At 45.5% G+C, this 14443-nt stretch carries 4 protein-coding genes and 1 pseudogene; 4 read left to right on the top strand and 1 reads right to left on the bottom strand.

Features of this window, described 5'->3' with window-relative positions:
• The 3 genes and pseudogenes from L4C42_RS09465 to galU all read left to right on the top strand — a co-directional run.
• Window positions 1–274: transposase (locus L4C42_RS09465; RefSeq protein WP_429760243.1), on the top strand; the 274-nt coding region annotated here is incomplete at its 5' end.
• Between the two features lie 26 nt (window positions 275–300).
• A pseudogene (locus L4C42_RS09460) lies at window positions 301–579 on the top strand (transposase); the annotation flags it as partial.
• A 111-nt stretch (window positions 580–690) separates the two neighbouring features.
• Window positions 691–1593: a UTP--glucose-1-phosphate uridylyltransferase GalU gene (gene galU, locus L4C42_RS09455; RefSeq protein WP_429760241.1), complete on the top strand. Its 903-nt coding sequence runs from the start codon at window positions 691–693 to the stop codon at window positions 1591–1593.
• Between the two features lie 90 nt (window positions 1594–1683).
• On the opposite strand, the gene L4C42_RS09450 is transcribed toward galU, so the two are convergent.
• Window positions 1684–6813: an FG-GAP repeat protein gene (locus L4C42_RS09450; RefSeq protein WP_429760239.1), complete on the bottom strand. Its 5130-nt coding sequence runs from the start codon at window positions 6811–6813 to the stop codon at window positions 1684–1686.
• A gap of 363 nt (window positions 6814–7176) precedes the next feature.
• Here L4C42_RS09450 and L4C42_RS09445 point away from each other — a divergent pair, with 363 nt between their 5' ends.
• Complete coding sequence (locus L4C42_RS09445) at window positions 7177–14376, top strand: S8 family serine peptidase (RefSeq protein WP_429760237.1); 7200 nt, start codon at window positions 7177–7179, stop codon at window positions 14374–14376.
• Window positions 14377–14443: the final 67 nt, after the last annotated feature.

The following is a 14443-nucleotide window of genomic DNA, read 5'->3' as shown; positions in this document are numbered from 1 at the left end:
TAGCTCGAAAGATTTAAATGCTAAGAAGTTGTTAAGTACAACGCGTTCACATTGGTTGGTTGAGTCGATGCATTGGTCTCTCGATACGACATTTGGTGAAGACGATTGCCGAAAGCGAGCGGAAGAAAGTGCAGAGAACTTTGCAAGGATCAGACAGATGTGTTTAAACATGCTGAAGAGTGAAACGACTTTGAAAGCGAGCATTAAGCACAAAAGAGCGATGTGTGCGATGGATTCTGAGTACCTTTTGAAGGTTCTGGCAAGCCTTTATTGACGGGGGTGTTCATGATTTTTCCGTGCTACATATGCCCTAAAGAATTAGAAGCTCAAACGTTACTTGAAGCGACGCGTTCTCACTGGGGTGTAGAGGTCATGCATTGGTCGCTTGATACCGCATTTTGTGAGGACAACTCTCGTATTAGAGCAGATGATCGAGCAGAGGCTTTTGCAAGAATCAGGCAGATGTGTTTGAACCTATTAAAGAGCGAAACCACCTTTAAAGGTGGTATTAAACGTAAGCGTATGAACTGCGCAATGGACGAAAACTACCTAAGTAAGGTTCTTGAAAGCCTTACGTGACGGTGATGTTCATGCGGTTTCCGTGAAAGAAGAGCCAGTGATAAAACAAAAAGTTCAACAATATAGAAATGAGCTAACAGCTAACAACTTAAAATCTAAAAGAACAACGTCATGATAAAAAAATGTTTATTCCCCGCCGCAGGCTACGGCACTCGCTTTCTACCTGCCACAAAATCCATGCCTAAAGAAATGATGCCAGTGGTCAACAAACCACTCATTGAGTATGGGGTGGAAGAAGCGATAGATGCAGGCATGGAAAGTATGTGTATTGTCACCGGTCGTGGCAAACACACCTTAATGGATCACTTTGATAAAAATTACGAATTGGAACATCAAATTGAGGGCACTAATAAAGAAGCCCTGTTGGTCGATATTCGTCGTTTGATCGATTCGGCTAACTACACCTATATCCGGCAGCGTGAGATGAAAGGTTTAGGTCACGCTATTTTGACGGGTAAAGAACTTGTTGGTGATGAACCTTTTGCCGTCGTTCTTGCCGATGATCTTTGTGTCAACCCGCAAGGTGATGGCGTGTTGCAGCAAATGGCTGGCCTGTACAACCAATTCCGCTGCTCCATTGTTGCTGTACAAGAGGTGCCAAAGGATCAGGCTCATAAATATGGGGTGATTGCTGGCGATGCCATTCGTGATGACTTACTTCGTGTCACCGATATGGTTGAAAAACCAGCACCAGGTACGGAGCCAAGCAACTTAGCCATTATTGGCCGCTACATTTTGACGCCCGATATCTTCGAGCTTATAGAAAATACTGAGCCAGGCAAAGGTGGTGAGGTTCAAATCACCGACGCTCTGTTAAAACAAGCGCAGCAAGGCTGTGTCATCGCCTATAAGTTTAAAGGTGAGCGCTTTGATTGTGGTTCAGTCGAGGGCTATATCGAGGCAACGAACTACTGCTTCGACAATCTCTACCTAGCCAGCCAAAAAACAGGATTGCAACAGCAGCCAACTGAAAAAGTTGCGGCTGTTGATAAAGATGAGCTCGAACCTGCGTAGCTTGCTCTTACTGTTTTCGACAAGGCAAGCTAGGCTTGCCTTGTCGACTATCCGTTCATTTACGCATTGTAAGTTCTCTATTATTCTCCCCTACAGCGCGACATTCACGAGCATTAAAGCCAACGTTGCTGCCTCAATCACAACCAAGTTTCGCTTCTGAGTAACACCATCTTGCCAAGCGAGTGCCATATCATCCCAGCCATCACCATTGGCATCTATGAATTCGACACTTAGTTGCTCTACATCTTGCCCCAGCGCAATGACACCTAACTCTAGGCGACTGCTTGCCGACTTAACAGAAATCTCGTAGTCCCCCGTAAGCGTGTTGTAACCAAATAACGCAATGTCACGAACCCCGTCTTGGTCATAATCGGCGACTTGTCTTACCGAGACCTCTTGCCATTTATTTGGCCATGCCAGGTTAGCAACTCGCTGGTTATCCGCACCGCTATTAATCCATACTTTATAGCGAGCATTATCACCACTGCCAGACAAGCCAAATATTCCCACCTCATTAACGCCATCGAACGTCATATCTGCAACAGAAAAAATGTGTCCATCTTCTATGGTGTTAGGCCAAGTAATGGAGGCCGCTCGCCCCGCTTTGGTGTCACCGTGCTTAACAAAAAGCTGATACCGGTTGTCGTCTGTGCGTTGAGAGAAGAGCCCAATATCGTCATTACCATCACTGTTTACGTCTCCAGGAAGAAACAGCGCGCCATTGGCGAGCGTTTTACTCCAGTTGTACACCTCTTGTTTAGAGCCTGACTGACCATCCAAGACAAACAGTTGCCCTTTTTCGGTTCGCTTATGGATACCAAACAGCGCTATCTCTGGCGCTCCATCGTCATTTCTGTCGCCCAAGGTCACAATATCTAACTGGTTCCAATTGTTCACCCACTTAAATGTGCGAATAGACTGTCCGGTTAAGCCATCTTTGACAAGCAATTGATTGGTCTTGTTGAGTTTGTGCTGGCCGAACAAGGCAAGTTCACTTACTCCGTCTCCGTTAAGATCCGGGAGGTTTTTTAGTTGCCCCTTAGCAACAGAAGCTGGCCAATTGAAACGTCGAACAAGGGTTAATTGATTGGTCGTGTCCAAAGCGACTAATGAGTATCGGTTTTCGGATTCGATAAAACCAAACACTCCAACTTCATCTACACCATCGCCATTCAAATCCCCAACGCTGTGTAACTCAGCCCAGAGAAGATCCATGTCTAAGGTTTTGCTTACCACGCTGTTCATGGCTGGAACCGCTAATATATCAACCTTCACTCGCGGTAAGTCATCGGATTTTAACGCGATCATTTCTGCGGCGTAGTCACCGTTGATATCTTGCCAAACCCAATATTTGATGGCGGATTGGGCGCTATCGCTTGGATCTAACGGATCTGTTCTATTGACAATTTCATCGTAGTCAGAGACGCCATCGCCATCAGTGTCTGCGAGTCGAGGGTCGGTCCCAACAACAATCTCCTCTAAGTTAGAAATACCATCCGAATCTAAATCACTGAGCGCATCATCTGGATCAAGCGGGTTTAGCCCATATTGCTGCTCTAACTGGTCATTGATGCCGTCGTTATCATCATCAACATCGGTATTGTTCCCTATTCCATCGCCATCGGTATCTGCCCATTCATTCGGATCCAGTGGAAATGGATCGTTAGCATCTATTACACCATCGTTATCATTATCGTTATCGGAGTAATTATCTATCCCGTCACCGTCTACATCCCAGTTTTCTATTACGGTTACGGCTATGTTTATCGTGCTCGTTAGCTCGCCATCGGTGACCGATAACGATAAATCATAGGTATTGTCTTTGCCAAAGTCTTGAGGATCAGCAACTACAGGTTGGTGAGTAAATTGCAGTAATCCTGCGTGATAAGTGAAATGCTCGGCATCTTTACCCGCCAAAGACACCGTTAGGTCATCACCATCAGGGTCAAAGGCGTTGAAGAGTGACGTGAGCGTATTGTGCTCTTCAAGAGTTATCGACACTGCCTGCTCTGCTGAGATTTGGCTGTCTAATCTAAATTCAGTGATCGTACCAAAGGGATCGATTGTTGAGGTATTGCCATTATCAGCAATGACAAATTGATAGTCAGCGGCCATATAAACGGAGGTTGCATCGGCATAAAACCCGGTGAGTTTATGATTTTGTACTCTAATATAATCATCCGGCGTGGTTATGGAGAGCTGCTCTCTTTGGTAGCCACCTAGGTCGGTTAAATAGAATCGATAGATCCCTTTCACATTTAAGGCTTGATGGTCGTCTTGATAAAAACCGGAGTAAATAACCCCATTGTCGATTTTTACCTGAGCGCCAAACATAGAGTCCATAGTGAAGGTTTTAAGATTATTCTCATAAAGAGTATTGGTTTGGTGATACTGGCTGTCGCTTCCTTTTTTATAAACGTACACTTTCCCGATATTGCCGCCACTGATTATCGTATTTAGGTTCCTGTCTTCTCTCAGCCCAACCACTATTACGCCTTCAGAAACATCCACATCCGACCCAAAATCACCGCGATATTCAGGGTCGTTCGGGATGAGTTTTTGCTCACTGATACGTCCATCATCCTGCATGGTATAAACATACACACTTCCCGAGTCTTCATAAACGCTGTCATCTGCGGCAGCGCTTACGACTATGGTCTGTTTATCGATGGCAACATTAAAGCCAAAACCAGCATAAGCGGTCGCTCCGCTTCCTATTAGCTTGGTTTCACTGTAGCCAGTTCCTGTGCTGTTTGGAGTATAAACATACGCGCAGCCAACTCTTTGCCCTTCAATCGCACAATAGTTGGCGCCGACAACAATCACGCCATTGTCAATATCCACAGAGCGGCCAAAAAAGTCTTCACTTCCTCCATCCGTAGCGAGAAGTTTGGTCTCGCTGTATTGCCCGCCTCCCAAGTGGTTGTATATATAGATGGCCCCTGCACTGGTGCCATTTTCAGAGTCTGAGTAGGCGCCGACGACTATGGTGCCATTGTCACTCGCTATCGAGCTTCCAAAGTCAATATCCGCGTCATCATCCCAAGCTAAGTCTGAAGGACGAAGCGTTGCAGTTTTTTCATATGGCAGCACCTCGCTATCATAGACGTGTACCACGTTATAAGCAGGATCTGGTACATAGATCAATCCCGAATCTTTCGTGATCTCTCCCGTTTGAGAAAATCTGTCGTCAAAGGTCTGATGACTCAATACTTGGCGTAACGCTTGGCCGCGATTCAAGGCGTTATCTTCTACATAAGACCATACTGGTTTGTCATTAACACCACTAAATGCCTCAATATAGTCACTCACTCCATCAGAATCTGAGTCTATGGCATCGGGGGCAAGTCTATTATTGCCGTACGTACCATCTTCAAAGAAGTCCGGCACCGTATCTTTGTCGGTATCGAGATAGCTGTTTATATCCTTTTCATCCGTTCCCTGCGCTATTTCAACAAGATCGGGGACGCCATCATTATCGTCATCAAGATCTAAATTATCTTCTAGACCATCGAGATCATTGTCCGGCACCTCGTTAACGTCGATAAAAAGGTGAACGGTAGAAGACGCAGCCTGATCGGCGGAAACTACGATTGCCGACAATCGATAAGTGTTGTCACCATTGGAATCTAGCGGGTTCTCAAAGTCAGGGGAAGATTTAAACTCAATCTTGCCATTAGCATCCACCGTGAAGAAACGTGCATCTTCACCCGTTAATGTTATTGAGCCCTGTGTCTGTTTTTCATAATAGGGTTTTAGGTAGTGCGGAAGCTGCGTATTTTCACTCAATGAAAAAGAGAGGTAGTCGTTATTACTCAGTGTCTTGCCTCGGCGGTAGAGAAACACTCTTCCTGTGTACTTCGATTCACCCTCTATGTCAGATCCATCGAAGTTAATCAGCCCAAAGTCGGTGACACTCAAAGCAAGAATATCGCCACTATTATTGGTCAGTACCTTACCCTCAGATGCAGACACGTTTGCCGACCGATAGAATTGTTCTCCGCCTAATCGGAATCGACGTTCCTGTATTTTTTCCCCTTTGTCATGCGTAATCTCATGAATGTAAAGGTGGTCTCCACAGGCGTTGACCCAACAATTGTAGTAAGGCGGAAAGGTTTCTGACTCGCCTGTAGAAAGTGCAATTAATGTGTTTTCATTAGCCACGGTGAAGGCATTGCTTACTGAGATAGTAGGATTTACAAAGTCAACAAAGGCGGTGGATATAAGACTCACGGAGGGGATATTCTTGTGAGTTAATGCGACTATATCATCGATGCGTCGGTTGATCTCCGAACTCGTGACACCTGTGGAGTAAACGCTACCTTCGCGCGACTTAACATTTTCGCCATAGCGATATAGCTTATAATTTGAGAAATCTAGTTGGCCTTCAGAATCACGCTCTTCGAAGATACCATCGCTGTTTCTAGTAAAAAAATAAATATCCCCTGAGAGTCGCCCATATGTCTCTGCACCCGGTGAGCCAATCAGCAAGCCATCTTGGCTAAAAGATAAGGATGCTCCAAAGCGAAGTTTATCCTCTAACAGGTTGGGTAATATTGTCTGTTTTAGCGCATAGTGACCGCTAACATCTGCCTCGTATACAAAGACCTTCCCATGTTCGATTACAGCCTTATCTGTCTCGGTTCCGGCATAGGGAGCACCAATAGCTACCTTACTTCCTTGAATAGCCACTGAGCGCCCAAAGTCCCAACGACTCCCAAAAGACCCTGTACCTTGAAGTCGCTGCTCTCGGTAGCTGTTGTCCGCTTGCTTAGTGTAAAGGTAGACGCAACCTCCATAGTGTTTACTACCACAAGCACTGAAGACCGCAATGACATCGTCTTGGGCAGTCACATAGTAGCCAAACTTATCACCCATTTCTCCATCACTTGGCTGAAGCACAGTCTCAAGCTGGGGCTCTCCACTGCTCAGGTTGTAAATAAAGACTTGTCCCGCTTCATTTGAATCAGGGTCTCCTACCAATAGCCAATCCCCTTGAAAGGCGATATCTGAGCCAAAGGAATCACTGGTGGTGTTATCCCGTATCGGATTGTCGAGGGTGACCCAATCGTTAAATAGATAGTCGGCAGTCTCATTGCTTTTAAGCTCCCAATAAGCAGATTGCTGAGCATTAACTTGACTCGACAGCAGCGCAATGAAAGTGAAAATAAGCAGTAACACGAAATATCTATGATCAAATAAGCGTCTGCTCTTCTTCATAATGTTCTTCCTTGATGATACGACAACCCAAAATTGTTCAAAAATTATACGATCATTTTATTGCGCGACCTTGTTTTGATAACGACAATGTGACTCGGATTGCATAATCAATTAATTACTTAACAACACCCTTGCCATTCAAGCTGCAAATGCCACGAAAGCAACAATTCACCCAGCAACTTAATGTGTTGTGTTAATTAATAAATCCACTGAATTCTTGACCATGGCAATATAAAAATTCCTTTCGCATCACTTTCTGCATAAGCCGAATGAGATATCCTGCCCAAAAACGTATTTTTAATTTCCAAAGCAAAATTGTCACTCCTCAATGGATTGAGAAGCTAATCTAAATAGGATATTCCAATGAAACATGCTGCTCGGCATTTTATCGCTGCCAGTGTCTTTGCTGCTTTTATTGCAGGGGCAAGTGATATCGACAGTCAGAATATTAATGCGACTGAAACCACCAGCCTTCCTAACCCCGAGGTTCTTTTAAAACAAAAAACCTTCCGTGGGCCGTATTCTAGTGATGTTCATATCAACAATATCTCGCTTGAAGAAGCAAAAGTGATCCGCTGTAAAGGTGCAGGCTGTGAGCAAAATGAGCTACTGGTCAAGCTCAAGCCACAACGTCAGGTTCAAATGATGAGTCAATTTAGTGCGCAAAGTCACTCAGCACTGTCTTCGCCACTCAGTAGTAAGATTGCTGGCATTCACGTTGAGCCACTATTTGAGACACCAGTCGCGACTGTTGCCCCTATGCGAATGGCAACCCCCGCCCAGCAGCAACTCGCCAAAGCGAAAGCGCAATTACCCTTATGGCAGAAGGTCAAAGTCTCCACCAACGTCGATTATGAAGACGTGGTGAAACAATTACGCGCAGACCCAACAATTGATGTGATTGAAGAGCCGCAAGTTCGAACCGTCACCAATAACCCAAGCTTGTTAAGTCAATCTATTACAACCGCACAACAACTGAGTGATGCAGTAAACTCAAGCGACCCAGATGTTGCTCAGCAGTGGCACCTAAATGCTACAAATACTCCGGAGGCGTGGCAGTGGCTAAAAGACAATGGTTACGACCAGCACGGTAGCCGGGATACCGTGGTTGCCGTTATTGATAGTGGTGTCGATTACAACCATGAAGATCTTGCTATCAATATGTGGGTAAATCATGGCGAAATTCCAAATGACGGCATCGACAATGATAATAACGGGATTATCGACGATGTGCATGGTGCTTCTTTTGTTGGTAGTCAGTGGGATCATAACGGCGACCCTAGTGACGACCACGGGCACGGCACTCATGTCGCTGGCATTATTGCCGCTAAAAAAGACAACCACCTTGGCGGAGTAGGCATTGCGCCTAATGTCAAAATCATGGCGGTAAAAGCAGCGCAATACAGTGGCATTTTAACCTCTACGGATATTGCAGAAGCCATTGAGTACGCAGCAGCACACGGTGCGGATGTGATTAACATGTCATTTGGTGGCCAAGGGTACTCGCAAGCGGAAGAGGACGCCCTAGCCGTGGCTTTTTCTTCTTCGGTACTGATTGCGGCAGCAGGTAATGACGGTAAGCCAAATGATCCGCTTTGTGGTATTCCCTACTCCAGAAACTATCCAGCAGCCTACCCTTGGGTGCTGGGCGTACAAGCGCAAATGCCAGCACCTGCCATAAATGGCGATAACCTCGCTCGCTTTTCTAGCTTTGACTGCATCGCAAAAGACAGTGTGGAATATGAGTTAATGGCACCGGGCGTCGATATCTACTCGACCTTACCTCAAAATGGCTACGCTGCATGGGATGGAACTTCCATGGCTGCACCGGTAGTCTCTGGTATTGCCGCTCTGCTACGAACACGCTTTAATGACAAAGCGATTCATTCCTCTCGTTTTATTATGGGACAACTTGGCGCAACAGGCCCTAAATTACAGGGCGTCACTTATGATCCTAAAAAACCACCAACTATGTCCCACTCTGCGGACGCCTTAGCAGCATTGGTCAACACCCCTAAGCCAAGCTTAAATTACCTAGAGCACTACTTATGGGATGGCGGTAACGACGTTCAAGGGTTCCAAGGTAAGGGCAACAGTAATGGTCACATTGATGCGGGTGAAACCATTGATTTAGCCGTGGTGATTCGTAACCAATGGGGACAATCTGATAATACAACTTTGACGCTATCGGCTGAGGTTAATGGCGCGGTAGGGGCAGATCCGTATATTACCTGGGTGACGGATACGGTCAACTACGAGTCTGTCGGTACCTTTGGTAATGACGATAATGGTCTAATTTATGATGAAGATGGTGTGGTTACTGGTGTTAGTCAACCTTTCACCTTTAAGGTGGCTGACAACACGCCTAACAATCATATTATTAACTTTAAGGTCTACATAAACTCGCAAAATGGTCTAGACAATCAAGATACAACCAATTATCAATCTAGTTCTGTTTTCCAAATTCAGGTAAACAGGGGAATCCACCTACCTTCGATTTTAGATTCTGATGCCCCAGGAAGCGATGGTGGCTTACTTGATACCGATGGTGTTGTGGATGGGGTGATTACCTTAAGTGACCAGGCGCTTTATATCATTGATAAACCGGTTCTTGTTGCCAAAGACACCACCCTAAAGCTTGGTGAAGGGGTTCACGTTCAGTTTTGGGGTAGCCAACCTGACGATACCTACGCTCAGTTTAGAAACGCGTACCTACAAGTAGAAGGCTCTTTAATTGCTGAGGGAAGTGTTGAAGATCCGGTTGTGATGGCACCTTCGGATTTGTTTCCGGATCGGATGGTAAGGCTAAGAGCATCCGGAAGTGAAAATGTCACCATTAGCCACAGCGTTATAACCAACTTTATGAGTGACCAAGATTATTGTGTCTTACATGGTTCCGACTTTGATTGTGATATCAATATTATTGTTGAGAACTCCTCTTTTATTGCTGGTGTAGAAGGAAGTCCCTTATATTTTGAGAAGGATGGTGACTATTGGCAAAGCAGAGCAGCGCCTCAGTTTTCTGGAGTGTCAGCTAGTCATAGTCGATTCTCAAGCCTAGGCTTACTTCGGGATTACGAACAAGACGTTAGTAAAGACGTTTATGCCAACTTTCAAGTTCCAGAATCTCTCCAAACGAGTTTGGTTGAAAACAGTAGCTTCAAAAATACACCTTATGGCAGTGGTGAGTATCAATTTGGAAATCTACCAATCTCAAGCGGTAATACTTTCTTAGGTAACCTTAAAAGGAATGCAAATGGCGGTCTAAAGGCAGGTATACTCTATAGTCCCGACAAGAGAGGTGTTACTCACTTTAAAAATAATGCTTTTCTCAATCGCTATTGGGATCCAAAACCCGATCATTGGTTGCAGATCCATACATCTGAGAAAAACGGAGACCCAATAGAAGAAGACTGGAGTGGCAACTACTGGGGCACCACCAGCGAGTTCCTAATCGATACTGCGGTGATTGACTACAGCGATGACTTTAATTTAAACAAAGCAAAAGTCTACCCTATTCTTGAAACTGCTCCAGAATCCGCGTATCCATTTGTTGTCGATGTGCAAATGCAGGATGCAGACGGCAATGTGAAAACAGAGTTCGGCCCTGAGGTGATGACATGGCGCGTCACTTTCAACCGAGACATGGATACCAACACTCAACCTAAAGCCTTCTTTGGGCCCGACTACCCGTATACCGACTTTTCAGTCGCGGGAGATTGGATTGATGCGAGAACTTGGGAAGGGCAAACACAAGTTTCTCACGTTGCTTCCGACGGCTATCAGTACGTTCGTATTCAAGATGCGGTTGCTGCCGATAACGCTTGGCTAAAAACGGGTAAAGATTACGCTCGATTCCGCTTTGGCGTGAGCGCCAGCGGACTAGAAGCATTGACACTGCAAGCCAGTGCGGGCGAAGGTTTTGTTAGTTTGAGTTGGTCACAAGACGATTTTGAAACCTTATACGGCTACAACCTTTACCGAGCAACAGAAGAGGATGAACAGTATCAACGTATTCACCAATCATTGATTGAAAGTGGTACTCTGACTTACCGTGACGAGAACGTTGAGCCTGGTAAAAAGTACTATTACCAATTTAAGGTCGTCTCTGCCGAAGGTGAATCTGAAGGCTCGAACATTGCTTCTGCAACACCTATTGATACTGTTAAACCCGTGATTCAACACACCCCAATCACGGCGAGTGGGTTTGGTGCCAATATTCTGGTGCAGGCAACCGTCACTGACAATATTGCTGTCGATGCCGTGACCTTGTATTACCGTACCATCGGTGATAACAATTATCAGAGCGTGGTGATGCTTAATAACCAAGCTAATAATTACCGAGCGACCATAGTGCAATCAACCGTAAAATCACCTGGCGTAGAATACTATATTGAGGCAAATGACGGTTACAGCAGTAGTTTTTACGGCCGTAGCGCGACACCAAATGTCATTACGGTGGTCGATAGTCCGGTTGTAAGCTTAGTGACACCAAAAGTCGGCAGTGCGAAAGGCGGCACCCTGCTGACGCTTTCTGGCTCTAATTTTAAAGAAGGGGCGAGTATTAAAGTTGGTGACGCTATTTGCACCTCACCTGCCTTTATCAGCAGTTATGAACTTCAATGTACCACTTCGGCACACATCGCTGGCACTTTTGATATTTTCATCACCAATGCAGATGAAAAAGTGGGACGACTCGCTGGAGGCTTCACTTACCTCTCTGGTGACACCTCCATCGGTATCGCTGATTTGAGCGTGACTCAAGGGCAGTTCTTTGAAGTTCCGGTGCGAGCTTCTAACGTTAATGGCCTCATCGCTTTAGATCTTGATGTCGGCTTTGACTCGTCAAAACTTAGATTTGAAGGTATAAGAAAAGGCAGCATGATTTCAGGCTGGTCTGTCAGCACCCACCAGAACAACAATACTGTTACTTTGACTGGCGCAACCTCTCAAGACAACGCTGTCGATGGTGATGGAGAGTTAGTTATTCTTGAATTTACCGTTATTGCCAAAGAAACAAGCAACTCTGAAGTAACAATCAGCGCTGCACAGCTCAATGGCGGCGCTATCGCTACCGACTCCTATAATGGTCAATTGACCATTATCGATGGCTATATGATCTCTGGTAAAACCACAACCTGGATGGGCGTGACTCTGCCAAGAGTCACGGTGGCTTTAGATGATGGCACGATTACAGCGCAATCCGCCAATTCAGGTCTTTATTCGGTTGGGCCTGTCACTGATTTGGGTCATAACATCAAAGCGATGAAGTCAGACCAACTCGGTGGTATTACCGCCTACGATGCTGCACTCATGCTCGCACATATTTCTGGTGAATCTACCTTGAGTGGCTTTGCCCTGCAGGCGGCCGACCTAAATGGGGATAATATCGTAACTGCTATGGAGGCCAGCACGGTTCTCACCTATGCAGCTGGGCTATCGAGCTTACCACTCAACACCGCAGAGGCCGTGTGGCAATTCTCTCCTGCTCAGTATAATTACGCGCAAGTTAACACGAATTTAACTGAGCAAAACTTTACTGCTTATTTATTAGGTGACCCATCCGGTAATGGTGCAAGCGATGTGGAAAGTCAGTTAATGTCGGTTGGACTGAATGCTTCGTGGTATAACCGCCGGGTGTTGCAAAATGGCCATATCGCGGTGGACTTATATTTGAACCGCGGTGCGCAAGGCATTGACGCCCAGATTAACTTTAACCCCGATCAAGCTACTCTTATTGCAGTGGAAACCACAGCATTAACGCAAGCATGGGCTACCACATTGAACACAAATGTTGCTGGCAAGGCGACCATTGCAATGGCGGGCTCTTCACCATTAGGCACAGACGGCTCCGTGTTTACTCTAATTTTTGAGCAAAACGGCGCATCTTCCTCTCCATTGGTGATGGAAAGCCTGCTGAAAAATGAAGTGCCTTTAGAAGTTCAAAATATGCTACTTACCCCAACGACCAGCGATTCCGACGGTGATGGCGTAAGTGATGTCTGGGAACTTCTTTATGGCCTGAACCCGTTTGATGCCAGTGATGCGACCATTGATTCTGATAACGATGGTCTCACTAACCTAGGGGAATACCTTCTTGGTACTAACCCTCTATCAAGTGATACCGATGGCGACGGCATACCGGACAAGTTTGAAATTGATAATGACTTAGATCCATTAGACGCTTCCGATGCAACACTGGATGCCGACGGTGATGGCGTGAGTAATCGGGATGAGTATTTAGCGGGTACCGACCCACAAGAACCAAATGAACCCACTAAACCAATTCAGTCACATAGACTTCTTATGTTGCAAGATACCAATGGTGATGGTGGTGCAGAGATACTGGTATTAAACCAATCTAACTTACCAACACTTGAGCTATTACTAAAAGAAGCTTTGGATGGAAGCGTACTTGCAGACAAGCAACTTGAATTGGGCTTTACTTCTTCTATTCAACTAATTGACCTTAGTGATAACCACGCTAAGCAAGTCGGATTGTTTGGCTACATAGAGTCATTGAATCGTTACTCATTGGTTGTGATGAACCCGGAGAATTCACTAACGGTGGTCAAGCGCTTTAACTGGCCAGCAACAGTGAGCAACGCCGAACTGGTGGTAGTTCCAGATCTGAATAAGGACGGAGTGACAGAATACGCTATTTTTGGCCAGCACCTGCTCAATAAGACCAACCAACTTATTGTGAGAGACGGCGAGTCAAGAAAGGCCATGACGACCTATAAGTGGGTGAACAACTGGAGCAATCCACAGGTTATGGCGTTACCAGATAGAAATGGTGACTCCGTTCCTGAAATTGCCCTTTCTGGTTACCATAAGCGAGCAGACAAAAACCAAATGGTCATTTTGGATGGAGCGACGGCAAGCAAACTGGAAGTGTACAACTGGAACCCAGTTTGGATGGCTGGTGAAATCAAGATCATTCCTGATGTCAACGCTGATGGCATCGATGATATCGCTTTGTTCGCTAAACGCAAGGACGACGGCCGTTACCAACTAGCAATAAAGAAAGGTCATACTAAATCCGGAATGGCTGGAAATGTCCGATGGAGCAGCGAATTCAACTCCGATTCGGTGACAACAGTAGCGATTGCAGATAGAGATGCTAACGGCCTAAATGAAGTTGGTCTATTTGGCTTCTCTGAGCAGAATGGACAAGAACGTTACAAACTGTTCATCAACAGTTATCAAGACAGCCAGAGGCTACAAAACCTTTCTTGGCCAAACCATTGGTATGACCCTGCCGTGGTTGAAATGAACGATGTTGATGATGATGGCACTCCAGAGATCACTCTAATTGGTATTAACAGAAATACAGAGCAACTTGAACTCTCTACTAAGTCCGGTGCAACTGGTAAGCTGTTAAGTCAAGTTAAGGTTGATACTCGTCTAGGAGATAGACAGCACATGATTATGGATGTCGATGGCGATGGTGCAAATGATATCGTCATTCAAGGTTATCACTTAGATACTGACAGCTTAGAGTACCTTGTGATTGATGGACAAAGTGGTAAAGCCTTGCAAGTTCATCACTCACTTAACTAGATCTGTAATCACTTAATAAAACGCCCTAGCACTTAACGTGCTAGGGCGTTTAGATGAGACGAAAAAA

This window comes from Vibrio wakamikoensis (assembly GCF_050337275.1).
Classification (GTDB): Bacteria; Pseudomonadota; Gammaproteobacteria; order Enterobacterales; family Vibrionaceae; genus Vibrio; species Vibrio chaetopteri.
Note: the sequence above shows the minus strand (reverse complement) of the source record. Positions and strands in the feature narration are given on the sequence as shown.